The 22,488-nt window shown below is 68.0% G+C and carries 23 protein-coding genes; 10 read left to right on the forward strand and 13 right to left on the reverse strand.

The window, feature by feature from the left end; translation table 11 throughout:
• Complete coding sequence (locus VV02_RS20670) at positions 1 to 921, forward strand: carbohydrate kinase family protein (protein WP_052594631.1); 921 nt, start codon at positions 1 to 3, stop codon at positions 919 to 921.
• Between the two features lie 16 nt (positions 922 to 937).
• On the opposite strand, the gene VV02_RS20675 is transcribed toward VV02_RS20670, so the two are convergent.
• From VV02_RS20675 to VV02_RS20695, 5 genes are read right to left on the reverse strand one after another with little or no spacing between them, the layout of a single operon-like run.
• Positions 938 to 1,663, reverse strand: coding sequence for an SDR family oxidoreductase (locus VV02_RS20675; RefSeq protein ID WP_052594633.1), 726 nt, complete (start codon positions 1,661 to 1,663; stop codon positions 938 to 940).
• A 57-nt stretch (positions 1,664 to 1,720) separates the two neighbouring features.
• Complete coding sequence (locus VV02_RS20680; RefSeq protein ID WP_052594635.1) at positions 1,721 to 2,971, reverse strand: ABC transporter ATP-binding protein; 1,251 nt, start codon at positions 2,969 to 2,971, stop codon at positions 1,721 to 1,723.
• A gap of 45 nt (positions 2,972 to 3,016) precedes the next feature.
• Positions 3,017 to 3,880: a carbohydrate ABC transporter permease gene (locus VV02_RS20685; RefSeq protein WP_052594637.1), complete on the reverse strand. Its 864-nt coding sequence runs from the start codon at positions 3,878 to 3,880 to the stop codon at positions 3,017 to 3,019.
• A 5-nt stretch (positions 3,881 to 3,885) separates the two neighbouring features.
• The gene (locus tag VV02_RS20690; protein WP_052594639.1) at positions 3,886 to 4,857 is read right to left on the reverse strand and encodes a carbohydrate ABC transporter permease; all 972 of its coding nucleotides are present in this window, start codon (positions 4,855 to 4,857) and stop codon (positions 3,886 to 3,888) included.
• Positions 4,854 to 6,161 (reverse strand): extracellular solute-binding protein, encoded by a 1,308-nt coding sequence (locus tag VV02_RS20695; RefSeq protein WP_052594640.1) that lies wholly within the window; start codon positions 6,159 to 6,161, stop codon positions 4,854 to 4,856. Before VV02_RS20695 ends, VV02_RS20690 begins: the two co-directional genes overlap by 4 nt.
• Positions 6,162 to 6,334: 173 nt before the next feature.
• Between VV02_RS20695 and VV02_RS20700 the strand changes: the two genes are divergently transcribed.
• Together VV02_RS20700 and VV02_RS20705 are read left to right on the forward strand one after the other, a co-directional pair.
• Entirely contained in the window at positions 6,335 to 8,026 is a 1,692-nt protein-coding gene (locus VV02_RS20700; RefSeq protein ID WP_052594642.1) for a fumarate hydratase, read from the forward strand.
• 11 nt (positions 8,027 to 8,037) lie between these two features.
• Positions 8,038 to 8,535: a beta-class carbonic anhydrase gene (locus VV02_RS20705; protein WP_052594643.1), complete on the forward strand. Its 498-nt coding sequence runs from the start codon at positions 8,038 to 8,040 to the stop codon at positions 8,533 to 8,535.
• A gap of 101 nt (positions 8,536 to 8,636) precedes the next feature.
• On the opposite strand, the gene VV02_RS20710 is transcribed toward VV02_RS20705, so the two are convergent.
• Entirely contained in the window at positions 8,637 to 9,404 is a 768-nt protein-coding gene (locus VV02_RS20710) for a DinB family protein (protein ID WP_052594645.1), read from the reverse strand.
• Between the two features lie 82 nt (positions 9,405 to 9,486).
• On the opposite strand from VV02_RS20710, the gene VV02_RS20715 reads away from it, so the two are divergent.
• Positions 9,487 to 10,326, forward strand: coding sequence for an MOSC domain-containing protein (locus tag VV02_RS20715; RefSeq protein ID WP_169787729.1), 840 nt, complete (start codon positions 9,487 to 9,489; stop codon positions 10,324 to 10,326).
• Between the two features lie 18 nt (positions 10,327 to 10,344).
• On the opposite strand, the gene VV02_RS20720 is transcribed toward VV02_RS20715, so the two are convergent.
• A complete protein-coding gene (locus VV02_RS20720) occupies positions 10,345 to 11,337 on the reverse strand; it encodes a methyltransferase (RefSeq protein ID WP_052594649.1) in 993 nt (330 codons plus the stop codon).
• An 87-nt stretch (positions 11,338 to 11,424) separates the two neighbouring features.
• Between VV02_RS20720 and VV02_RS20725 the strand changes: the two genes are divergently transcribed.
• Positions 11,425 to 12,552, forward strand: a complete 1,128-nt coding sequence (locus tag VV02_RS20725) for a helix-turn-helix transcriptional regulator (RefSeq protein WP_052594651.1) — start codon at positions 11,425 to 11,427, stop codon at positions 12,550 to 12,552.
• On the opposite strand, the gene VV02_RS20730 is transcribed toward VV02_RS20725, so the two are convergent.
• Both VV02_RS20730 and VV02_RS20735 read right to left on the reverse strand, forming a co-directional pair.
• Positions 12,549 to 13,205 carry a cation efflux transmembrane domain-containing protein gene (locus tag VV02_RS20730; RefSeq protein ID WP_052594653.1) on the reverse strand — a complete coding sequence of 219 codons (657 nt, stop codon included), beginning with the start codon at positions 13,203 to 13,205 and terminating at the stop codon, positions 12,549 to 12,551. The genes VV02_RS20725 and VV02_RS20730 overlap by 4 nt on opposite strands.
• Positions 13,202 to 13,555 (reverse strand): ArsR/SmtB family transcription factor, encoded by a 354-nt coding sequence (locus tag VV02_RS20735; RefSeq protein ID WP_052594656.1) that lies wholly within the window; start codon positions 13,553 to 13,555, stop codon positions 13,202 to 13,204. The genes VV02_RS20730 and VV02_RS20735 overlap by 4 nt, the downstream gene beginning before the upstream one ends.
• Before the next feature lie 103 nt (positions 13,556 to 13,658).
• Here VV02_RS20735 and VV02_RS20740 point away from each other — a divergent pair, with 103 nt between their 5' ends.
• Together VV02_RS20740 and VV02_RS20745 are read left to right on the forward strand one after the other, a co-directional pair.
• The gene (locus VV02_RS20740) at positions 13,659 to 14,954 is read left to right on the forward strand and encodes a family 43 glycosylhydrolase (RefSeq protein ID WP_052594658.1); all 1,296 of its coding nucleotides are present in this window, start codon (positions 13,659 to 13,661) and stop codon (positions 14,952 to 14,954) included.
• Between the two features lie 12 nt (positions 14,955 to 14,966).
• Positions 14,967 to 15,824 carry an NlpC/P60 family protein gene (locus tag VV02_RS20745; protein WP_083450330.1) on the forward strand — a complete coding sequence of 286 codons (858 nt, stop codon included), beginning with the start codon at positions 14,967 to 14,969 and terminating at the stop codon, positions 15,822 to 15,824.
• A gap of 19 nt (positions 15,825 to 15,843) precedes the next feature.
• Here VV02_RS20745 and VV02_RS20750 read toward each other — a convergent pair whose 3' ends face one another.
• Entirely contained in the window at positions 15,844 to 16,416 is a 573-nt protein-coding gene (locus tag VV02_RS20750) for a hypothetical protein (protein ID WP_052594662.1), read from the reverse strand.
• Positions 16,417 to 16,509: 93 nt separating this feature from the next.
• On the opposite strand from VV02_RS20750, the gene VV02_RS20755 reads away from it, so the two are divergent.
• Positions 16,510 to 16,887 carry a hypothetical protein gene (locus VV02_RS20755; RefSeq protein WP_052594663.1) on the forward strand — a complete coding sequence of 126 codons (378 nt, stop codon included), beginning with the start codon at positions 16,510 to 16,512 and terminating at the stop codon, positions 16,885 to 16,887.
• A gap of 10 nt (positions 16,888 to 16,897) precedes the next feature.
• Here VV02_RS20755 and VV02_RS20760 read toward each other — a convergent pair whose 3' ends face one another.
• Positions 16,898 to 17,275: a VOC family protein gene (locus VV02_RS20760; protein ID WP_052594665.1), complete on the reverse strand. Its 378-nt coding sequence runs from the start codon at positions 17,273 to 17,275 to the stop codon at positions 16,898 to 16,900.
• Positions 17,276 to 17,313: 38 nt separating this feature from the next.
• Positions 17,314 to 18,744 carry an MFS transporter gene (locus VV02_RS20765; RefSeq protein WP_052594667.1) on the reverse strand — a complete coding sequence of 477 codons (1,431 nt, stop codon included), beginning with the start codon at positions 18,742 to 18,744 and terminating at the stop codon, positions 17,314 to 17,316.
• Positions 18,745 to 18,856: 112 nt separating this feature from the next.
• Between VV02_RS20765 and VV02_RS20770 the strand changes: the two genes are divergently transcribed.
• Together VV02_RS20770 and VV02_RS20775 are read left to right on the forward strand one after the other, a co-directional pair.
• Complete coding sequence (locus VV02_RS20770) at positions 18,857 to 19,510, forward strand: TetR/AcrR family transcriptional regulator (protein WP_052594669.1); 654 nt, start codon at positions 18,857 to 18,859, stop codon at positions 19,508 to 19,510.
• Between the two features lie 256 nt (positions 19,511 to 19,766).
• On the forward strand, positions 19,767 to 21,095 hold the full coding sequence (locus tag VV02_RS20775; RefSeq protein ID WP_052594671.1) for an amino acid permease: 1,329 nt from the start codon (positions 19,767 to 19,769) through the stop codon (positions 21,093 to 21,095).
• Here VV02_RS20775 and pdxR read toward each other — a convergent pair.
• Positions 21,011 to 22,444: a MocR-like pyridoxine biosynthesis transcription factor PdxR gene (gene pdxR / locus VV02_RS20780; protein WP_052594673.1), complete on the reverse strand. Its 1,434-nt coding sequence runs from the start codon at positions 22,442 to 22,444 to the stop codon at positions 21,011 to 21,013. The two genes, VV02_RS20775 and pdxR, sit on opposite strands and share 85 nt — an antisense overlap.
• Between the last annotated feature and the right edge of the window lie 44 nt (positions 22,445 to 22,488).

Raw genomic sequence — 22,488 nt, forward strand, 5'->3', positions numbered from 1 at the left:
ATGGCTCGCCACGCGCGCACGCTCGTACTCGGGGAGGCCCTCGTCGACATCGTGCACGGCGTCGACGGGTCGGTCACCAGCCACCCGGGTGGCAGCCCGCTCAACGTCGCGATCGGGCTCGCGCGCCTCGACCACCCGGTTGAGCTCGCCTCCTACATCGCGGACGACGAGCACGGCGCGGCGATCGTGCGCCATCTCGAGGCCGACGGCGTGCCACTCGCCGACGGCAGCGTGAGCGCGTCCCGTACGCCGACTGCCACCGCCACGCTCGACCAATCCGGTTCTGCCACTTACGATTTCGACCTCTCCTGGGCAGTCAGCACACTGCCGACGGCGTACGAGCATCTGCACACCGGCTCGATCGCGGCGGTCCTTCAGCCAGGCGCTTCGGGCGTGCGGGAGGCGATGGAGCAGGCGCGCACCCACGCGACCGTGTCGTACGACCCCAACGCCCGGCCGTCCCTCATGGGCGACCCGCACGAGATCCGGTCCGACATCGAGCAGCTCGTCGGGTTCTCCGACGTGGTCAAGGCCAGCGATGAGGACATCCGATGGCTCTACGGCGATGACGCACCGCTGACCGAGATCCTGCGGCTCTGGAGCCAGCTCGGACCGCCCCTCGTCGTCATGACGCGCGGCGGTGACGGTGCCCTGGCCCACCTGGACACCGAGAGCGACGTGATCGAGGTGCCCGGGCTGACGGTCGAGGTGGCTGACACCGTCGGCGCCGGCGACTCCTTCATGTCCGGCCTGATCTCGGGCCTGCTCGACGCCGGCCTGCTCGGCGGGCCCGATGCCAGGGCGCGCCTGCGCACGGCACATGCGGACGACGTACGCCCCGCACTCGATCGCGCAGCTCGCGCCTCGGCGATCACCGTGTCGCGCGCGGGTGCCCAGCCGCCCACTCGAGCCGAGCTGTAGCGCAGCCGCAAGAACGCTAGCTGCTGCGGCGGTTGGTGGCGGCGGGGCCCGGGCGGATCGAGATCGTCTCGTAGGTCGCGTCAGGGGTGGCGGTCAGCGCGGTGCGGACGGCCGTCGCCACCGACTCGGGGCGCAAGAACTCCTGTGGGTCGTAGGGCCGGTCCTCCGACGCCACGAGAGCCCGCTGCATGTCGGTGTCGGTCCGGCCAGGGTGCACCGAGCAGACCCGGACGCCGTCCGGGCGCAGCTCCTCGCGCAGCACGTCGGACAGCGCGGTCAGGGCGAACTTCGACGCCGGGTAGTGGCCCCCTGCCCCACGTGCGTTCAGCCCGGACCCGGAGTTGATCGTCACGACCGTGCCACTCGCCTCGATCAGCGCCGGGAGGAGAAGCCTCGTCAGGTCCGACACCGCGATGACGTTGATCTCCAGCATCAGTCGCCAGAAGGCACGGCTGGAGTCAGGCGTACGCCAACCGCCGGACACACCCGCTGAGTGGACGAGCCCGTCGAGCCGAGTGAGATCGAGCTCGTCCACCGCAGCCGTGGTCGCGTCGTCGTCGGCCAGGTCGACGACGAAGGGCTGGGCGTGGTCGTACGCCGCGCACGCCGCCTCGACCGCCGCGCGGTCACGTCCGCCGACGATCAGCTGGTGGTCGGTAGCGAGCGCGTCACAGATGGCCTTGCCGATGCCTCGGGTAGCGCCGGTGACGAGAACGACTGGCAGATCAGCGGATTCAGTCATGCGGACACCGTACGACGGTCGGCCGGCCCCCTCCGGTGCCGGCCGAGCGTCTTACGGTCAGGAGGCTTGCTGCTCCTCGCGCTTGCGCGCCCGCTCGAGTGCTGCCTTGCGAGAGTCCTCGCTGTCCTGGGCGATCTCGGCAGCCTTCGCGTCATCACGGGTCAGGCACTCGCCGGTGTTGGGATCGAACACGTGCATGAGCGCGGGATCGAACACCAACCGAGCCTCCTCACCCTCGCGGAGTCGAGAGCGGGCGTCAAGGTTGACCACCAACTGGGTACGCATGCCTTCACCGTCCAGCTCGCGGTCCAGCTCCTCGAGCTTGCCCTGGACGGCCTCGTGCGCCTCGAACGGGATGTAGGCGTACTGCTCGTTGCCGAGCCACTCGGTCTGGTCCACGACCGCGCTGAACTCGGTGCCCTTGTTGGCATCACCGAGGGAGGCGTCCTTGAAGTACTCCGGTCGTACGCCGACGATCACCAGGTCCTTGCCGGCCACCTTCTCGGCCAGCTCGTCCGAGACGGGAACGTCGACGAACGGCAGCTTCAGAGTGGAGCCATCGACCTCCGCCGGAAGGAAGTTCATCGGCGGGGAGCCGATGAACCCGGCGACGAAGAGGTTGACCGGCTGCTCGTAGAGCTCACGCGGTGAGGCGCACTGCTGCAGGATGCCCTTCTTGAGGACGGCAACCCGGTCACCCAGCGTCATCGCCTCGGTCTGGTCGTGCGTCACGTAGATCGTGGTGACACCGAGTCGGCGCTGCATGCGGGCGATCTCGGTGCGCATCTGACCACGCAGCTTGGCGTCCAGGTTGGACAGCGGCTCATCGAACAAGAACGCGTCGGCGTCCCGGACGATCGCCCGCCCCATCGCGACGCGCTGACGCTGACCACCGGAGAGGTTGGCCGGCTTGCGCTGCAGGTGCTCGTCCAGCTCGAGCATCTTGGAGGCTGCGTTGACCTTCTGGGTGATCTCGTCGTCGCTGTGCTGACCCTTGGCCAGCCGTAACGGGAAGGCGATGTTCTCGAACACCGTCAGGTGCGGGTACAGCGCGTAGTTCTGGAAGACCATTGACAGGTTGCGGTCTCGGGGCGCCAGGTCGTTGACGCGTTTGCCGTTGATCAGCAGGTCGCCGGAGGTGATGTCCTCCAGCCCGACCACCATCCGCAGCAGGGTCGACTTCCCGCAGCCGGACGGACCGACCAGGATCATGAACTCCCCGTCGGCGATGTCCAGCGAGACGTCGTTGACCGCCGGGAAGCCGTCGCCGTACTTCTTGATCAGGTTCTTCAGCTCGATGCTTGACATGCGGTGTGCTCCTTCGGGTGCAGGACTGTACGGCGGACCGGGCGATCAGCCCTTGACCGCACCTGAGGTGAGGCCGGCGACGATACGGCGCTGGAACAGCAGCACCAGGATGACGACCGGGATGGTCACGACGACAGCAGCCGCCGCGATCGCACCGGTCGGTTGAGTGAACTGACTCGCACCGGTGAAGAAGGCCAATGCGGCCGGCACCGTTCGAGCGTTGTTCGAGGAGGTCAGGTTGGAGGAGAACACGAAGTCGTTCCACGCGGTGAAGAAGGCGATGATCGCCGTGGTGAACACTCCAGGCGCGGCCAGCGGGGCGATGACCTTGCGGAACGCCTGCCAGCTCGTGGCGCCGTCGACCTGAGCCGCCTGCTCCATCTCCCAAGGGATCTGCTGGAAGAAGGCGGACAACGTCCAGATCGACAGCGGCAGCGTCAGCGCCAGGTAAGGAATGATCAGGCCGGGCAGGGTGTCGAACAGCCCGATCTGGCGCCACAGGTTGAACAGCGGCGTGACCATCGCGATCACCGGGAAGAACGACACCGCGAGGGCCGTGGTGAGGATGAGCTTCTTGCCGGGGAAGTCCAGGCGCGAGATCGCGTACGCACAGAACGTCGCCAGGATGACGCTGATCAGCGTCGAGACGAGGCAGACGATGATCGAGTTGCGCAGCGCCGGGTTGAACAGGTCACTGGCCCCGCCGGTGAAGATCAGCTTGTAGTTGTCCCAGGTCGGTTCCTTCGGCCAGAAGTTGCCGAGGATGTTCTTCTTGGAGTCCGCGAGCGCGTCCCCACCCTTGAACGACGTGGCCAGGATCCACAGCAGTGGGACTGCGGTCCAGATCATGATCGGGATCGCGCCGACGGCCAGCCAGTTCCTGGTCTTGGCATTGATGTTGGAGTCCATGGCGCTTACTTCCCTCCGCCGGTGAGGTCGACCTTGAAGCCGCGGACGAACAACGCCGCGATGATCAACACGATGATGAACAGGATCACCGCGAGCGCGGATCCCATCCCGATCTCGACGCGGTTGATCGTCTCGTTGGAGACCAGCATGGATAACGTCATGGTTTTGTTCGCGCCGCCGGTCATGACTTGCGGATTGTCGTAGATCCGCACCGCGTCGAGGGTGCGGAACAGCACCGCCACCATGAGCGCAGCCTTCATGTTGGGCAGGATCACCTTGTAGAACCGCTGCCACCAGGTGGCGCCGTCGACCTTGGCCGCTTCCTCCATCGCGCCGTCGACCTGAGCGAGGCCGGCCAGGAGCAGCAGCGACATGAACGGTGTGGTCTTCCAGATCTCCGACAGGCTGATGATCGTCAGCGAGGACCAGCGGCCGCCGAACCAGTCGTAGTCGAGCGGGAATCCGCCGAACGTGAAGGCGTGCAACCAGTGGTTGAAGAAGCCGGTGTCGACCGAGGCCGCGAATAGCCAGGAGAACGCCGAGACCACGGTGATGATGGCGTACGGGATGAGCACGATCGTGCGTAGTGTCCGCCGCGGGATGACGATCTTGTTCATCAGCATCGCGATGGCCATGCCCAGCACGAGCTCGATGACGAGCGTGACCACCACGATGACGAAGGTCGTGATGAACGCCTGCCAGAACAACGGGTCCGTCAGCGACGTCACGTAGTTCTGCAGGAAGACGAATCGGCGGGCGTCGGGGTCGGTGAGTCGGTAGCTGAACAGCGACAGGTAGATCGCGTAGGCGATCGGGTAGAGCGTCACCAGCAGCATGATGATGAAGGCCGGTCCCGCGAGGCGCCAGCCCAGGTTGCGCTCGCCCTTCGCCCGATCGGTCAGCTTGGGGCGGCCGGCCTTCGGCAGCGGTGCGGACGTCTCAGTGGACTCCGGCGTCGGTTCGGCGATCGTGCTCATAGGAGTGCATCACCTTTCAGGACGTCGAGGATGAACTTCTGCGCGGACTTCGGCGTCTGCTGGGTGACCGCACCCGGCGGGCTGAAGCGCTGCTGCAGCCCGGTCGAGATGTCGCCGTAGTACTGCGACTGCGGCCGCGGCACCGCCTGGTCCAGTGACTTGCTGATCGTGGCGGCGATGCCGTTGGGGAAGGCCTTGAGCACGGCCGGGTCGGTGTACGAGGCCTTGCGGCTGGCGGGGTTGCCGGACTTGGCCATGTACTCGGCCTGGCTCTTCTGGTTGGTCACGCAGGCAGCCGCCTGGTAGGCGAGAGTCGGGTTCTTGCTCTTGGACCCGACACCGATCTGAATGCCGCCGTAGGGCGGGGCGGAGTCCTTGTCGGCGACCGTCCGCGGGTAGATCGTCGCCGCGACATCGGCCTTGTCACCGGTCAGTGCGCCGTACGTGTAGGGCCAGTTGACCAGGAAGTTGGCCTTCTTGCCCGCGAACATGTCCAGGCTCTCGGTCTCCTGGTTGCCGCCCATCGCGGGGCCGCCCAAACCGGCCTTCGCAATGGTGCTGATGATGCGCGCAGCGTCCCGGCCGGCCGGTGAGTCCAGCCCGAGCTTGGTGTCGGTGCCCTCCGCCCCGGGGTTCTCCAGGATCTTGCCGCCGGCGCCCGCGACGAGCGCGTTGATCCACACGACGTAGCCCTCGTAGAGCGCCGCCTGGACACCGATGTCGCTCTTGGTCGTCTTGGCCGCGGCGATGAGCTGGTCCCAAGTGACCGGCTTGGTCATGTCGAGCCCGGCCTTGGCGGCGACCGACTTGCGGTACCAGAGCAGCTGGGTGTTGGACCAGAACGGAACAGCGACCAGCTTGCCCTTCCAGGTCGACGCATCGACCGCTGACTGCACCCGGTCTTCCTTGAACTGTGGCTCCAGCGACGCCGGGACCGGGGCCAGGTAGCCCGCCTGAGCGAACTCGGCCACGAAGACCGGGTCGATGCTCATCAAGTCCATCGACGGGTCGCCGGCCGCGAGGCGGCGCAAGAGCTGAATCCGTTGGTCGCTGGCGCTGTTGGGGAGCAGCTGCACGTTGATCTGGTACTTGCCGCCAGATGCCGCGCTGCACTCCTTCGCCAAGGTGGCCTGGCCACCCTTGCTGGCGTCGGCGTTGCCCACATCCGGGTTGATGTACCAGGTGAGGGTCTTCTTCCCGCCAGCCGAGTCGTCACTGCCGCACGCGGCAAGACCCAGACTGGCCGCCATCGTGGCGGCCAGTGCCAGGGCAGTACCTCGGCGACGCGGAGCTGCCTTCTGCATGGAGTCCTCGATCCTTCGAGTGGATTCCCAGGTCTACACCCGCCATGTGACCTACGCCACTGAATCCGCAGCACAGTATCCGGATCTCGATGGCTGACAACGCAAAACGCGCGAGTCACAGTCCGGGTCGGCACCGTTCCGAGTCGGGCCATTCGCCCGGATACCCTGATGCCATGGCGGAGTTCGCGTACGAAGACATGCTTCCGACCGGCCCGGACGACACGTCGTACCGGCTGCTGACGTCTGAGGGCGTACGCACGGTCGACGGACCGGGCGGACGGACCTTCCTGGAGGTCGCCCCCGAGGCGTTGCGGCTGCTCACCGACACTGCCATGCACGACATCGCGCACTACCTGCGCCCCGCGCACCTGACCCAGCTCCGCTCGATCCTCGATGACCCAGAAGCCTCCAACAACGACAAGTTCGTGGCGCTGGACCTGCTCAAGAACGCCAACATCGCGGCCGCAGGCGTGCTGCCCATGTGCCAGGACACCGGCACCGCGATCGTGATGGGTAAGAAGGGCTCTCACGTCCTCGTGGGTGACGGGAGTGCGCCTGATGAGGCGTCGATCGCGCGCGGTGTCTACGACGCATACACCCGCCTCAACCTGCGCTACTCCCAGATGGCACCGGTCACCACCTGGGAGGAGAAGAACACCGGCTCCAACCTCCCCGCCCAGATCGAGCTGTACGCCGACAGCGCACCTGGCCACGAGACGTCGTACAAGTTCCTCTTCATGGCCAAGGGCGGAGGGTCGGCCAACAAGTCCTTCCTCTACCAGGAGACCAAGGCGATCCTCAATCCCGACGCGATGATGCGCTTCCTCGACGAAAAGCTGCGCTCGCTCGGCACTGCTGCGTGCCCGCCCTATCACCTGGCCGTCGTCATCGGCGGCACCAGCGCCGAGCTCGCGCTCAAGACCGCGAAGTACGCCAGCACGAAGTACCTCGACGAGCTGCCCAAGGAGGGCGACGCCGCGACCGGTCACGGGTTCCGCGACCGAGAGCTGGAGGGCGAGATCCTTGAGCTGACAAGGCGATTCGGCATCGGCGCGCAGTTCGGCGGCAAGTACTTCTGCCATGACGTACGCGTGATCCGGCTCCCCCGGCACGGCGCCTCACTGCCCGTCGCCATTGCGGTGAGCTGCTCCGCGGACCGGCAGTGCCTGGCCAAGATCACGCCGGAGGGCGTCTTCATCGAGGAGCTCGAGCGCGACCCGGCGCGGTTCCTGCCGGACACGACGCACGAGCAGCTGGCCTCTGAGGACACTGACGACGTCGTACGCATCGATCTCAACCGGCCGATGGACGACATCCTGGCCGAGCTGACCAAACACCCTGTGAAGACTCGTCTTTCGCTGACCGGGCCGCTCGTGGTCGCGCGCGATATCGCGCACGCCAAGATCAAGGAGCGCCTCGACGCCGGCGAGGAGATGCCGCAATATCTCAAGGATCACGCGGTCTACTACGCCGGCCCGGCCAAGACTCCTGAGGGCTACGCGTCCGGGTCATTCGGCCCGACGACCGCTGGCCGGATGGACTCCTACGTCGAGCAGTTCCAGGCAGCCGGGGGCTCGAAAGTCATGCTGGCCAAGGGCAATCGCAGCAAGCAGGTCACCGACGCCTGCTCCTCGCACGGCGGCTTCTACCTCGGCTCCATCGGCGGGCCAGCCGCTCGGCTCGCCAAGGACTGCATCAAGCACGTCGAGGTGCTGGAGTACGAAGAGCTCGGCATGGAGGCGGTCTGGAAGATCGACGTCGAGGACTTCCCGGCGTTCATCGTCGTCGACGACAAGGGCAACGACTTCTTCGCCGCCACCGCCAAACCAACGGCGTTCACCATCCAGAAGAGGGCGGGACTGTGAGAGAGGTTGCGATGCAGGACGGTTTCGAAGATCTGCTGAAGGCCAACCAGTCGTTCGCAGACTCGTTCTCGCTCAACGGTTTTGACGGTGTGGCCAAGGCGGGCGTCGCCATGGTGACCTGCATGGACTCGCGCATCGTGCCGCTCGGCATGCTGGGTCTGGTGCCAGGCGATGCCAAGATCTTCCGCAATCCCGGTGGCCGCGTGGACAACTCGGCTCTCGAGGCCCTCGTGCTCGGGGTCCACCTGCTCGGCGTCCGCCGCATCCTGGTCATCCCGCACACCCGCTGCGCCATGGCATCGGCGTCCGAGAAGGAGCTGCGCGTCACGGTCGGTGAGTCGGCAGGCCAGGACGCTTCATGGCAGAGCTTCCACGTGATCAGCGACCAGCTGGACGCGCTCGCCCAGGACGTCGCGAAGGTCCGCACTCACCCGCTCGTCCCCGACAGCGTGCTGGTCGGCGGATTCATGTACGACGTCGACACCGGCCTGCTCACCCAGCACCAGTAGCCGACACCTTGCTGGTCGAGTAGCCGGAGCGTTAGCGGAGGCGTATCGAGACCCCGCGACCGTGTGCACCTGGTCTCGATACGTCTCGGCTAGCGCCTCGCCTACTCGACCAGCGGTCGGCCGCCGCGGGCTTCGATCGCGTCGAGGTCGCGGACGGCGTACCGGTGGTGCTCCCATCCCTCCTCCAGGATCGTGTGGAGGCAGGACAGGACGGTGTCGGAGTACTCGGGCGAATGAGGGTTCGTGCGGGTCTCCGCCAGCTGGTCGGGTGTGACCGTGGCGAGGAAGTCGCGCACCATCGCCACCCGACCCGCCCGGACCTCAAGCACTTCGGCGTACGACGGTGCCGAGTCTGCGAAGACCGACATGTCCTTGCCGTCCGCCTCGTAGCTGTCGTCCGGTTGTCCCGCAGGGTGATAGGGCTGATCGATCTCCAGGACCGCTTTGCGCAGCCAGGTGTCCGTGGCCATGACCAGGTGCCGGAGCGTCTGCGCGAACGACCACTCGCCGTCCACCGAGACGTCGACCGTGCCCGCCGGCATCGCGGCCACGCGCTCGAGAGTGGCCGCCCACGTGTGCTCAAGAGCCGTCCAGGCCGAGCGGAGCCCGTCCGGATCGGTGGCGGCGCGCTCGGCACGGCCGGGAAAGCGCCGGTTGAGCTCGGCGTCGATGAAGGGCAGGACGTCGACGCCGTTGACCCGCAGGACGTTGTCGCCCTCAAGGAGCCACGGCGACTCGATCTCGACGCCCTCGAGCACGACACCGCGCATCACTGCGCCGGAAAGGTCGGAGCTGACAAACCGTGCCCCGCGCAGGTTCTTGTCGATGAAGGTCTCGACCTTCGGGTCCTCGGATGGAGTCATCACCATGACCGCACTGTGCCACTCGGCACCGACTCCGGTCTCGGGCAGATTCTCGCGCGCCGCAGCCCGGCCGTCGTACGGTCGCTGGGTGAAGCTCTCGGCCATCAACATCCACCCGATCAAGTCGACGGCGATCCGGCCGGTGCGTGAGGCGTACGTCGGTCGCGCCGGTCTGCGGGGAGACCGCGAGTGGATGATCATCGACGGCGCAGGCGTACTCATCACGGCACGCGAGATGCCGGTGCTGTTCGGGATCCGTGCCGACACACCCCAGACCGACCCGACGGTCGAGTCGGCGCTGCGGCTGCGCGCCGACGGAGCGCCGGATCTGACGCTCGACCTCCCCGCGGCACCACGCCAGCCGGTACGCCTGCACAAGAACGATCTCGAGGCCACGCCCGTGGGCGCCGAGGCGGACGCGTGGGTACGACAGGTGCTGGGACGCGACGACGCTCGGCTCATGTGGTGCGACGACCCGACGCGACGCAGCCTCAACCCGGAGTACACCCGACCGGGCGATCACGCCGCGTTCCAGGACAGCTCGCCCATCTCGCTCACGTCGACCACCTCCCTGGAGCAGCTGAACGAGTGGCTGGCCAAGACCGCCGCGGACGTCGGCGAGCCCGCGCCAGAACCGTTGCCCATGCAGCGTTTTCGGCCCAACGTCGTGATCGAGGGCGTCGAGGAGGCGTTCGCCGAGGACGAGTGGAGCGGGGTTCGGATCGGAGCCACGACGTTCCGGGTGCCCAAGCCGATCGACCGCTGCGTGATGACCACCATCGACCCCGACTCGCTCGCCAAGGGCAAGGAGCCGATCCGGACCCTGGCCCGGCACCGGAGATGGGACGGCAAGACCTGGTTCGCCGTACGGCTGCTCCCGGACACCGAGGGCATGATCCACATCGGCGACGAGGTCGTTCTCATCTGACGCGTGGGCAATCCTGCGCTACACGCCGGCTCTGGCCACGATGACGCTCTGCGGTCCGGCAAGCGGCTCGTGCGCGACAAACGTCCAGCCGGTTGCCGTCAGCCAGGCGCGCACCTCATCGACGCTGTACACATCGCCGTGGTCCACGTGCACCGCGAACTCTCCTGCCATCAGCGCCGCGTGCACGGGTTGGCTGTGCGTGGCGTCGGTCCAGAAGTCTGCGAGCAGCAGCAGTCCGCCCGCCGGTGCAACGGCGCGCAATCGGCTCAGCAGCTCCTGGTTCTCCTGCGGGTCCCAGTAGTGCACGAGGTTCGCCAGCAGGAACGTGTCATGTCCCGTTGGCAGGTCCTCGACCATCACGTCACAGGCGACTGCTTCGACGCGCGCGCGCTCACCCGCTCCTGCGATCCGCCCGGCCGCAATCTCCACCACGACAGGAAGGTCGAGCACGGTGGCGCTCAGTCCGGGATACACGCGAGCCACGGCTAGCGCCCAGGAACCCGTGCCACCCCCCACATCCAGCAAGGATCGCTGGTTGCTCAGGTCCACGGCCCGTGGCAGCGCGTTGGATGGGCCGGCAAGCACCGCCTCGATGCCGGCCGAGACGATCGCCTGTTGCTCGTCGCTGAGGTCGAAGATCTGGGTCGGAGGCTTCCCCGTGGCCAGTGCCTCCCCCAAACCGGTCCAGGCCGGGTAGCTGATCTGGTCCCAGAACGTCAGGAACGCGCGCAGGTCGGCCGGCGAGCGACCGGTGAGGAAAGCGGCCGCGACTGGAGTGTTGGAGTACTCCTGCCCTGATCGCTCGAGCAGCTCGAGAGCCACCATGGCGTCGGCGCTGATGCGTGCGGTCCGGATGGTCAGGCCGGTACGTGCCGCCAGGGCATCGAGCGTGGCGGGTGCGTCGGCAAGGGCTTCGAAGATGCCGAGCTCGCTGGCGACGAAGAGATGCTTTGCGGCCATGAAGCCGGAAGCGATCCGCATGATCGGTTCGGGAGAGAGTGTTGGTTGCATGCTCTGAGGTTGCGCCCGGTCTCGGTCACCGGGCCATCCCAGATTTGTGGCGCAGACGACGAGGTGTAGCGGGCATACGCTTGCCATATGAGCAGTGACCTTGAACGTCGTACGACGGACAAGATCACGCACCTCGTGGGTCAAGGGCCCGACTGGCTGACCCTCGTCCGCGGCGTCAGCGAGCTCATCAACGACGTCATTCCGTTCACCCGCACCTGCTGGCACTCCGTCGATCCCGGCACGATCCTGTTCACCGGCAGCATCAACCAGGGAGTCTCGTGCTCCGGGTCCTGGCTGGCTGATCACGAGTACGTGATCGATGACGTCAACCGGTGGTGGTTCCTGGCGCGTGGGTCCCAGCACGTCGCCGCAGACGGGCGGTCCACACATGGAGACTTGTCGCGCAGCGCCCGCCACCGCTCGCGCGAGGGGTACGGAATCGGCGATGAGCTGCGGGTCTCGTTCGTCAGGGACGGCGTCTACTGGGGAGCGGCCGGCTTCCTGCGGGACGAGGGCGCCTCCTTCTTCGACGAGCGCGACATCACCGTGCTGACGGGACTCGGCAAGGTCATCGCCGAGGGAATGCGTCGATCCATGCTGACCCCAGCCCCGGGACAGAACGTCCTGGACAGCGTCGCGGCCGGCCCGGGGGTCATCGTGTTCGACGAGCACGGGCAGCTGGAGTCCATCTCCCCAGCGGCGGAGATGTGGATTGGCGAGATGATCGAGGTACCCGCCCCTGCGGATCCCTCCCAGTCGAAGGCTGTCCAGGCAGTGGCAGCACGCGCCCGAAGCCTGCGCGAGGGCCAGGACCCCTTGGGCCTCGAAGCGCGCTCACGGGTGCGCACGCGCACGGGCCGGTGGCTGTTGCTCTACGGGACGCGACTCTCAGGAGCAGCACCGGATCGCGTCGCAGTCGTGCTGCAGCCCGCAACGGGCAACGAGGTCGCTCCCTTGGTCGCCCTTGCCTACGACCTCACCGACCGCGAGTGTCAGGTCACTCGGTTGTGCATGCAGGGGCGCTCGACGAAGCAGATGGCCCAGGTCATGCAGGTCTCCGCGTACACCGTCCAAGACCACCTGAAGGCGATCTTCGCGAAGACCCACGTGCAGAGCCGAGGTGAGCTCGTCGGCCAGATCTTCCTGGAGCACTACGTTCCGCGTTGGGAAGAGGCACCCTCGCCGCCTGCGGGTTGGCTGGCGCTGGGCGACTAGGCGCAGCAGGAGTCTTCACAGGCGGCCGGCGACGCCGGCACGCAGCAGCTGTCCCCTCGCCACGCCCCGATCCCCTCGCGCACTGCGACCGCCGCGATCACCAACGCGGCGATGGGATCAGCCCACCACCAGCCCAGGGTGGCGTTCACGACCAGGCCGACCAGCAGCACCGCGGACAGGTAGGTGCACAGCAACGTCTGCGTGGAGTCGGCCACGACGGAGCCGGAGGCGAGCTCACGCCCGGTACGTCGCTGCGCCCAGGACAGGACCGGCATCACAGCCAGGGACAGCGCAGCGAGCACGATGCCCACGGTCGAGGCGTCCGGCTCATGGTCACTCAGCACCGTCCGGACCGCGTCGATCGTCACGTAGGTGGCCAGCGCGAAGAACGCGACCGCCATCAGTCGTAGCGCCTGGCGTTCGCGCTGCTCAGGCACGGCGTGGCGGAACTGCCACAGGATGATCAACCCGGACGAGACCTCGACCACCGAGTCGAGGCCGAACCCGACCAGCGCCGATGAGCCAGCTGCCCGACCGGCCGCGATGGCGACGACCGCCTCAATCACGTTGTACGCCACCGCTGCCGCCGCGAGCTGCTGGGCACGACGGCCAAGAAGAGTGCGTCGCTGCGAGGCAACCAGTGCCACGGTCATGCCGTGACACCCGAGGACGGGCACAGCACGACCGCATCACCCGTACGCGCCAGCAGCGGCTCGGCGCTGCGCAGGACGTCGACCAGGTCTGGGTAGGCAAGCCGGTACATCGCCGCTGCCCCCTCGGGTCGTGAGAGCACGAGCCCGCAGTCGCGAAGGCAGCGCAGGTGCTTCGACACGGTCGGCTGCGCAAGACCCAGGTCGGCAACCAGGTCCGCCACCCGGTGCTCGCCCGCGGCCAACCGGCGAATGATCATCAAGCGCGTCGGGTCCCCCAGGCTCTTGAAGAAGCATGCGGCCGCCACCAGCGAGGCACGCTCGGCGGCAACCTCGGGATCGCGCTCTTCCATAGGTACAAGCATCGCCATTCGGCAATCATAGCCAGATGGCTATGATATCGCGGCACGGTCGTCAAGGGACCGGTCCCGGCGCCGCACTCCTACGTTGGAACGCATGAGGACCGCCCTCCGGCTCGGCTTCGTCCTGGCCCTGGTTGCGGCCACCGCTGTGCCCATGCAGCGCGCCGACGCAGCAGGGACCGAGGCGCCCCACCTGGTGATCGCGCAGAACTTCCCCGATCCGGACGTGAGCCGGTTCGGGAACACCTACTACGCCTACGCCACCAATCAGGGTCTGACCGTGCCCTACGCCACCGCGTCGTCGGTGAACGGGCCGTGGACCATCAAGGGTGACGCGCTGCCGGTGCTCGGCACCTGGGCCGATGCCGGCTGGACGTGGGCACCGGATGTCTCGCAGCGCGCCGACGGCTCCTATCTCATGTACTACACCGCCCGGAGCAGAGCGACCGGACGGCAGTGCATCGGGACGGCGACCGCGGCCACACCTGCTGGACCGTTCCAACCTGCACCCGAGCCCTTGGTGTGCAACGCGTCCGAGGGCGGTGACATCGATCCGTCGAGCTTCGTCGACGGCGACCAGCGCTACCTGCTCTACAAGAACGACGGCAACGCCGTCGAGGCACCGCCGTCGATCTGGTTGCAGCCCGTCGCCCAGGACGGAGTCACGCTCACCGGCGACCGGGTCGAGCTGCTCCGCAACGATCAGTCCGCCGAGGGTGGCGTGATCGAGGCTCCCGTCCTCGTCAAGCGCCCGTCGCAATACGTGCTCTTCTACTCTGCCAACGGTTTTGGCGGTGATGAGTACTTCACCAGCTATGCCGTGTCGACGTCCCTCACCGGCCCGTACGTCAAAGCCGGCCGACCCCTGATGACCACCGCCAGCGTCGACGGCGCCGTGCACGGACCCGGCGGGCAGGACATCGTCGGAGACGACGCGATCGTCTTCCACGGCTGGGTCGACGGAGGTCGCGGGATGTACGCGGCGTCGCTCGGCTGGGCGAACGACTACCCCGTCGTCCGCGGCAGCCGCGTGCTGTACGAGGCCGAGGACAGCACCCTCAACCACTGTGTCGTGCGCGCCGATGACGCAGCCTCCGGCGGCAAGGTGGCTGCGCAGATCGACTATGACGACAGCTGGGTCGAACGGAAGGTCTTCGCACCGGTCGCCGGCGCGTACACCGCGCACATCGGTTACGCAGCGGGCTACGGCGATGCACAGCACACGCTGACGATCAACGGTGGCGCGGCGACAGTCGTCGGCTACGTCGACCACGGGTGGGAGAACTGGCAGGAGGTCGCGGTCGACATCTCGTTGCAAGCGGGATGGAACACCGTACGCCTGCAGCACCTCTCCCGCTGGGCCGAGATCGACTACATCCAGATCTCCTGAAAGGGCAAGATCATGAAACCCCTTGCACGAACAGTGATTCCGACGGTGAGCGGACTCGTCCTGGCCTTCGGCCTGACGGTCGCCGGGCAGCAGCCGAGCAGCGCGGACGAGGCGTGTCAGGCGTACGGAGAGACGTCAGAAGCGGCCGGTCGGGCGATCGCCGCAGCCTGCCAGGAGCTGACCAACCTGACGCCCTACTCGTGGGGCGGTGGTCACAAGGCCGAGCCCGGGCCGACGACCGGCCTGATCTACGACCAGGGCGGCGAGTACTACGACGACCGGTTCAAGGTGGGGGCCGACTGCTCAGGGCTGGTGCGCTGGGCGTGGTTCCGGTCCACGGGCGACGACATCGGAGCCGGCGGGACCGGCTCCATGGACCAGGAGCTGACCTCCCACAGCTTCACGCGGGTCTCAGGCGACCAGGGCGCCTGGGTGCCGGGCGACGTCATCCTGTGGCCGGGACACACTGCGATCTACCTCGGCAACGGCCTGATGGTGCAGGCCGAGAGCGACCCGACCGGTCTGAATGTCCGTCCGGTCTCCAGCCACGGCAGCGCGCCGACGGGTGTCTACCACTACAACGGGGACGGAGGGACTCCCCCGACGAACCTCAAGGTCTTCAAGTTCGTGGTGAGCGACGCGCCGAGCTATCGCGAGACGTCGCCGGCGAACCCTGCCGGCACGCTGCGCGCAGGCACCAACTACTTCTACTGCCAGGCCAAGGGCGAGCCAGTCACCGTCGGCGACAAGAGCAATGTGTGGTGGCTGAAGACCGACGACGACTCGGGCAATGTCAACGTGTGGATCAGTGCCGTCTACATCGCCAACACGGCCAACGACACCGCGCCGACCGACGTCCCCAACTGCTGAGCGCCGGCCGCCGCGGTGGTCAGCAGTTCTTGATGAACCACACGTGGACCCAGTCGTACTCCTGGACGTTGTTGGGCGCGTAGATCTCGTCCCACACCGTGTGGTCCTTGGTCTCGAACAGGGTCCGGGTGCCTGGCGTCTGACTGTCGCCCCAGGAGCCGACGCTCGTCCAGCCCGGCAGCGAGTACGTGTTGCACGTGTACATCGCGAGCTGCGATCCGTTGCCGTAGGTGTCGCTGTACGCGCAGAACCAGCCCGGCGCCGTACCGCCGTCGCAGGGGCCCGCGGCCAACGCGCCGAGCCGTCGCGGGCGCTTCTCCCCAGGTAGTGCGATGCGCAGCTCGGCACCTTCGCGGTGGACGACGTTCAGTGCGGTCTGGCGTCCGCCCGAACGCGTGATCTCGTGCTCGACCGTGGACTGCAGCCAGCCGACCTGCGCGGGACTCAGGCCCGCGTCGCGCCCCTCCTCGGCGAACGAGTCGTGAGCGGAGGCAACGCCGTTCGGGGCTGCCGTGCTCGCAGGTCCGAGGGCGGCCAGCAACGCACCGGTCGCGAACAGGGCTGCTGGCAGAGTCGTGCTCAGGTGGCTCATCGGGTGCTCCTCATCGGCAGGGTTTGGGGCACTCCATACCTAGCGGTCGCGGTCGGGACCGGTCCCGCAGCCGCCAGCGACTACGGTCGAAGGATGGAAGGGCCGACCCCGCCGCAGGTGCTCGTGATCGGCCTCGATCCCTACCGCGTACCCGGTCCCTGGGATCCGCAGCCCGTCGCCGATGCGATCGCGGCCGCGACGGCTGAGTTCACCGAGCGGGGCATCGACGCCGAGAACTGCCTCGTCGGCCTCGACGGCAAGGACGACCACGAGGAGCTCCTCACCGCCGCGCTGCGCTCCCGGTCGTGGGACTGCGTCCTGGTCGGCGGTGGCATTCGCCACTCGGACGAGCTGCTCGAGCTCTTCGAGACGACCATCAACCTGGTCCACCGGCTCGCGCCCGACGCGACGATCGCCTTCAACAGCCGCCCGGACGACATCGTCACGGCAGTCGTACGCCGACTGCCGTGACGCGATCGCCTCACCCGCCGTAGGGCACGGTGATGATCTCCATGCTGTGCCCGTCGGGGTCGCTCCAGTAGAGACCCCGGCCGCCGTCGTTAGTGTTGATCTGGCCCTCCTGACGGTGGAACGGGTCGGCCCAGTAGGTCAGCCCGCGCGCCTTGATCCGGTCGAAGATCTGGTCGAACTCCTCGTCCGAGACCATGAACGCGTAGTGCTGCGGGTGCGCCTCACCGTGGTCATCGGCGTAGTCGAGGGAGACCTCGTTGTCGACCTGGACCACGATGAACGGCCCGTACGTCGTCGGCTCGGCCAGGCCGAGGATCTCCACCAGGTGCTTGGACGACGCCTGCTTGTCACTGCTGTGGACGATGGTGTGGTTCAGCTTGATACTCATGACTCTCTCCGTCTCGTGAACGTGAATCTCGTTGACTGTCAGTGCTGCTGGGGGTCGGGACGAGGCGTACGCACCAGGACAGCGGCCGCGACCGCTGCCGCCAGGAGCAGCACGGCTGCCCATGTCGTGGCGACGGCGAACCCGTGCACCAGGGCCGTCGCTCCCGCTCCGGCCGAGGCCGTCGCGGCGACGGCGACGCTGTTGAGCGCAGCCGTGCCGATCGATCCACCGACCTGCATGAACGTGTTGGCCGTGGCTGCGGCGACACCAGCGAACCTGCGGTCGATCCCACTGGTCGCGACGCTGATCGCGGGAGTGAAGACGCATCCCATACCTACACCCAGCAGGACCTCGGCGGGCAGGATCCGCGTCAGGTAGCCACTGTCGACCGTCATGCCCGACAGCAGCAGGAGACCGCTCGCCGCGACCACCAGCCCGGGCACGATCAGCGCTCTCGGCGCAACCTTCGGAAGCAGCTTGCTGCCCAGCCCGAACGAGCCGACCGAGACCGCTACGGACAACGGGAGGAACGCCAGACCGGTGCGGATCGGGCTCCAGCCGAGCACGCCCTGGAAGTGGTACGTCAGCATCAGGAACATGCCGAACGATCCGACGACAGCCGCCGCCACAGCCAGGTACGCGCCGATCCGAGAGCGATCAGCGAGCACCCACAGCGGCAGGACGGGCGCAGCCGAACGGCGTTGGTGCACAACGAAACCGGCGACTCCGAGCACGCCGATCAGGAACGGCACGATGACCTCACGCGAGGTCCAGCCCTCGCTCGCAGCCTGCGCACAGGCGTACACGATGGCGGCGATGCCAGCCGTGACCAGCAGCCCAGCGGGTACGTCGATCCGGCTCTCCGGGAAGCCGTCACCTGACGGCAGCACGCGTCGTCCGACCACGAACGCCACCAAGGCGATCGCCACGTTGATGTAGAGGCACCAGCGCCAACCGGCGTATTCCGTGAGCACTCCCCCGAGCAGCAGGCCGACAGCCGCGCCGGACGAGGCGACCGCGCCGTAGACGCCGAACGCCTTGGCGCGCTCCTTGCCATCGGTGAAGGTGACCGCGATGAGGGACAGCGCGGTCGGCGCCAGCACCGCGGCGAAGACGCCCTGCAGTGCTCGGCCCGCCATCAGCAGACCGAGGTTGGTCGCGGCACCCGCGAGCGCGGAGGCGACCGCGAAGCCGGCGAGACCGACGAGGAAGGCGCGGCGCCGGCCGAACCGGTCGGCGACCCGGCCGCCGAGGAGCAGCAGCCCCGCGACAGCGGTGGTGTAGGCGGTCACCACCCACGCCCGGTCGCCGTCGGAGAAGCCGAGCGCGTGCTGCGCGGTCGGCAGGGCGATGTTCACGACGGTGGCGTCCAGCGCGACCATCAGCTGCGCGACGGCGATGACCACCAGCGCGGTCCAGCGATGGTCCCGCACGGCTGGCGCCTCCGCCGGCCTGGTCTGTGTCTGCATGATGACTCCTGACGATGTGGAGGGATTTCCTCCACATCAGCGTGGACCCGCGCGCGGCCATCCGTCAAGAGATATGGAGGAAATTTCTCCACTTCTGCGTTAGCGTGGACTCATGGCCCCCACCTCGAGCCCTCTGCGAGCCGATGCCCGCCGCAACCAGGAACAGGTCCTCGAGGCCGCCCGGAAGGTCGTCCTCGAACGCGGCCCCGGAGCGCCGCTGGACGAGATCGCCCGGGTCGCCGGGGTCGGGATCGCGACGCTCTACCGCCGCTTCGGTGACCGCGACGGCCTGCTCAAGGCAGTCGTCCTCGACGCCCTGGACCGCTCACGGACCGCCGCTGAGGAGGCGCAGGCACAGCACGACGCCGGCTTCGACGCGCTCGCCGCCTACCTCCGAACCGCGCTCGAGCTGCGCGTCGCCGCCGTCATCCCACTCGTCCTGGACCGACTCGATCTCGATGACCCCGAGCTCGGACCGGCGCGCGCCGCGTCAGCCGCAGCGATGGAGTCGCTCGTCGACGCCGCGCATGACGACAAGACGCTGAGTCCCGAGATCACGGTCGGAGACATCGGCACCCTGGTCGTACGCCTCTCCCGGCCCCTCCCCGGATCGTTGCCCGCGGAGGTCGAGAGCCGGCTGACCCAGCGCCATCTCGACGTGATGCTCGCCGGCCTGCGGGCGGCTACGGCGGACACGATGAGCGGGTCGGGCCTGTCCCTCGAAGACCTGAGCCGGACCGCCGAACCCCCACCGCTGGTCGAGTAGCAGAAGCGCCGTCCCCACCGCTGGTCGAGTAGCCGGAGCGCCAGCGGAGGCGTATCGAGACCCGGTGACCGCGCGCACCCGGTCTCGATACGGCTCGCCCTATGGGGCTCGCCTACTCGACCAGCGAAGAGGGCTCGCCTACTCGACCAGCGAAGAGGGCTCGCCTACTCGACCGGCGGAGTGGGTGGATTGGACCAGTTGGATTGGCTCGTCTTGGCTCTTCTGACCAGTCCTCTGGCGATCTAGCGTCGGAGACGTGACCACTCGCGACCTCGAGGCGCCCGCTGTCGCCCGGACCGGGCTGTCCGTCGTACAAGGCAGCGCGCTCACGGTCGGCGCCGTGCTCGGCACCGGCGTCATCTCGCTCCCGGCCGTCGCAGCCGGCATCGCAGGCCCGGCCTCGCTGGTGGCATGGGCTGCGTTGATCGCGCTGTCGATCCCGCTCGCGACGACCTTCGCGTCCCTGGGTGCCCGATACCCGGACTCGGGCGGTGTCTCGACGTACGCCCGCCTCGCCTTCGGTCCGCGCGCCGCCACCGTCGTCGGCTGGACCTTCTACCTCGCCGTCCCGATGGGCGCACCGCCGGCCGCATCGTTCGCCGGCGGCTACATCTCCGACATGGTCGGCGGCGGTCGCAGCACGCAGATCCTCACGATCGTGGTGCTGACCCTGATCGTCGGCGGGATGAACGCGTTCGGCATCCGCGTCTCGGGCAGTGTCCAGCTCGTGCTCACCGGAGTCCTGGCCCTCCTGCTGCTCGCCGCCATCGTCGCGGCGCTCCCCCATGCAGAGATCGGCAACCTCACACCGTTCGCACCGCACGGGTGGGCGGCCGTCGGGTCAGCCGCGGCCGTCCTCGTCTGGGCGTTCGCCGGCTGGGAAGCCGTCTCCTCACTGTCCTCGGAGTACGACCGCCCGCGCCGCGACATCCCGCGCGCGACGGCCGTGGCCATCGGTCTGGTCGGCGTGCTGTACGTCGGTGTCGCCGGGGCCAGCATCCTCGTCCTGGGCGGCCGCGCGGGCTCCAGCACGGCGCCTCTGTCAGACCTGCTCGCCACCGGATTCGGCGAGCCGGCGCGCGTGGTCACCACCGCCGCGGCGATCCTGCTGACGATCGGTGTGATGAACGCCTACTTTGCCGGAGGTGCTCGGCTGGGCGCGGCTCTCGGGCGAGACGGTGCACTGCCCGGGTGGCTGGCCCGTGGCAGCCAGGCGGGCGAGGTGCCGCTTCGCTCGCTGGGCGTGCTGGTCGCGCTCTGCCTGCTGTCCTGCGTGGTCACGTTCGTCGTCCGCGTCGACCTGACCGCCACTCTCCTGCTGGTGACCGGCTCGTTCACCTTCGTCTACCTCGTCGGCTCGGCCGCCGCGATCAAGCTCCTCCCACGGGGCACGTGGGGCCACCGCGGCGCCGTGATCTCCTTCGCCAGCGCGATCGGTCTGCTCTGGATGACCGGGTGGCACGTGCTGTGGACGGTGGGCGTCGCCACGGCGGCGCTGGTCTACGCGGAGGTGCGCGACCGGCGTACGAGCTCGGCAACCCTCGAGAACCCGTCGGCGACCGCGTCGAGCTGCACCGTCCCGTAGCCCAGGAGCAGACCATCACGAGGCTGACGGCCGGCGTACATCGGTCGCAGGGACTCCAGCCCGACGCCCTCCGCCAGCGCAGCTTCGACGAGGGCGTCGACATCGAGCTCGACGCCGGGGCGCAGCAGCGCGCAGACGTGCAGACCCGCCGAGGACGGGATCGCCTCGAACCACGGGTCGAGCGACGTCTCGACTCCGGCCAGCACCGCATCGTGGCGACGCGCGTACTCAGCACTCGCCCGTCGTACGTGGCGCGCGAGCAGTCCCTCGTCGATGAAGCGCGCCAGCGCCGCCTGCATGGGTACGACGCCGTGCCAGCCGATCATCTGTCGCGCCGCTGCGAGAGCCGGCCTCAGACTGCTCGGCGCGAGCATGAACCCGAGGCGTAGCGACGGCATCATCGACTTCGAGAACGTGCCGACGTAGATCACTCGACCAGATTCGTCCAACGAGTGAAGAGGCTCCAACGGCCTTGTGGTGTAACGGAACTCGCTGTCGTAGTCGTCCTCGATGATGGCCGCACGATGTCGGTCGGCCCAGTCGATCAGTGCGCGGCGGCGCGACAGGGACATCGCGACACCGGTCGGGAACTGGTGGGACGGCGTCGTGAACACCAGCCGGGCCTCGTCCGGCAGCCGTTCCACCACGAGACCGTCGGCATCAACGGGCACGGGCACGACCTTCACCCCGTGCCCGGCGAACAGCCGTCGCGCCATGGGATAGCCGGGGTCCTCCATCGCGACCACGTCGCCCGGTGCGAGCAGCACCCGGCACGCCAGGTCCAGAGCCTGCTGCGCACCGTCGGTCACCATCACGTCCTCGGGCGCGGCCAGCAGCGAGCGCGACCGACCGAGATGCCGGGCGATTGCCTCGCGCAGAGGCAGATGCCCCTCCGGACCGCCGTAGGTCGCCATCTGCGCGGCCCGACCACGCATCTCGCTGGTGAGCAGGCGACGCCAGGTATCGAACGGGAAGAGCGCGGGATCCGGCATTCCCGCACGAAGGTCGATCGCCGGCGTGTGCTCCGCCAGGCTCGGCAGCGGCGTGAACGTCCAGCCTCGACGAGACCGGAGCGAGACCCGGGCCTCGGTCGTACGACTGACCGGCGTGGCCGCCGCCGTGACGAACGTGCCCGCGCCGACCCGGCCCTCGACATAGCCCTCACCGGTGAGCCGGTCGTACGCCGCCGCCACCGTCGTGCGGGAGACGCCGAGCTGGGTGGCGAGCTCACGAGTCGGCGGCAACCGGTCGCCGGTGCGCAGCCGACCGTCGGTCATGGCCTCCACGAGAGCCGTGTAGATCGCGGCCGTGCGCTCGCCACGCCGATCCAGATGCACCGTCAGGTCCATCCGACGAGTGTCGCACTGACGAAAGGCCCTGGAAACCAATGGTT

Origin of the sequence: Luteipulveratus mongoliensis (assembly GCF_001190945.1) — a bacterium.
Taxonomy (GTDB): Bacteria; Actinomycetota; Actinomycetes; order Actinomycetales; family Dermatophilaceae; genus Luteipulveratus; species Luteipulveratus mongoliensis.

Bases quoted from the DNA above. Each gene is read 5' to 3' on its own strand.
- VV02_RS20670 (WP_052594631.1), top strand. From the start codon at position 1: ATGGCTCGCCACGCGCGCACGCTCGTACTCGGGGAGGCCCTCGTCGAC.
- VV02_RS20675 (WP_052594633.1), bottom strand. From the start codon at position 1,663: ATGACTGAATCCGCTGATCTGCCAGTCGTTCTCGTCACCGGCGCTACC.
- VV02_RS20680 (WP_052594635.1), bottom strand. From the start codon at position 2,971: ATGTCAAGCATCGAGCTGAAGAACCTGATCAAGAAGTACGGCGACGGC.
- VV02_RS20685 (WP_052594637.1), bottom strand. From the start codon at position 3,880: ATGGACTCCAACATCAATGCCAAGACCAGGAACTGGCTGGCCGTCGGC.
- VV02_RS20690 (WP_052594639.1), bottom strand. From the start codon at position 4,857: ATGAGCACGATCGCCGAACCGACGCCGGAGTCCACTGAGACGTCCGCA.
- VV02_RS20695 (WP_052594640.1), bottom strand. From the start codon at position 6,161: ATGCAGAAGGCAGCTCCGCGTCGCCGAGGTACTGCCCTGGCACTGGCC.
- VV02_RS20700 (WP_052594642.1), top strand. From the start codon at position 6,335: ATGGCGGAGTTCGCGTACGAAGACATGCTTCCGACCGGCCCGGACGAC.
- VV02_RS20705 (WP_052594643.1), top strand. From the start codon at position 8,038: ATGCAGGACGGTTTCGAAGATCTGCTGAAGGCCAACCAGTCGTTCGCA.
- VV02_RS20710 (WP_052594645.1), bottom strand. From the start codon at position 9,404: ATGGTGATGACTCCATCCGAGGACCCGAAGGTCGAGACCTTCATCGAC.
- VV02_RS20720 (WP_052594649.1), bottom strand. From the start codon at position 11,337: ATGCAACCAACACTCTCTCCCGAACCGATCATGCGGATCGCTTCCGGC.
- VV02_RS20725 (WP_052594651.1), top strand. From the start codon at position 11,425: ATGAGCAGTGACCTTGAACGTCGTACGACGGACAAGATCACGCACCTC.
- VV02_RS20730 (WP_052594653.1), bottom strand. From the start codon at position 13,205: ATGACCGTGGCACTGGTTGCCTCGCAGCGACGCACTCTTCTTGGCCGT.
- VV02_RS20735 (WP_052594656.1), bottom strand. From the start codon at position 13,555: ATGGAAGAGCGCGATCCCGAGGTTGCCGCCGAGCGTGCCTCGCTGGTG.
- VV02_RS20740 (WP_052594658.1), top strand. From the start codon at position 13,659: ATGAGGACCGCCCTCCGGCTCGGCTTCGTCCTGGCCCTGGTTGCGGCC.
- VV02_RS20745 (WP_083450330.1), top strand. From the start codon at position 14,967: ATGAAACCCCTTGCACGAACAGTGATTCCGACGGTGAGCGGACTCGTC.
- VV02_RS20750 (WP_052594662.1), bottom strand. From the start codon at position 16,416: ATGAGCCACCTGAGCACGACTCTGCCAGCAGCCCTGTTCGCGACCGGT.
- VV02_RS20755 (WP_052594663.1), top strand. From the start codon at position 16,510: ATGGAAGGGCCGACCCCGCCGCAGGTGCTCGTGATCGGCCTCGATCCC.
- VV02_RS20760 (WP_052594665.1), bottom strand. From the start codon at position 17,275: ATGAGTATCAAGCTGAACCACACCATCGTCCACAGCAGTGACAAGCAG.
- VV02_RS20765 (WP_052594667.1), bottom strand. From the start codon at position 18,744: ATGCAGACACAGACCAGGCCGGCGGAGGCGCCAGCCGTGCGGGACCAT.
- VV02_RS20770 (WP_052594669.1), top strand. From the start codon at position 18,857: ATGGCCCCCACCTCGAGCCCTCTGCGAGCCGATGCCCGCCGCAACCAG.
- pdxR (WP_052594673.1), bottom strand. From the start codon at position 22,444: ATGGACCTGACGGTGCATCTGGATCGGCGTGGCGAGCGCACGGCCGCG.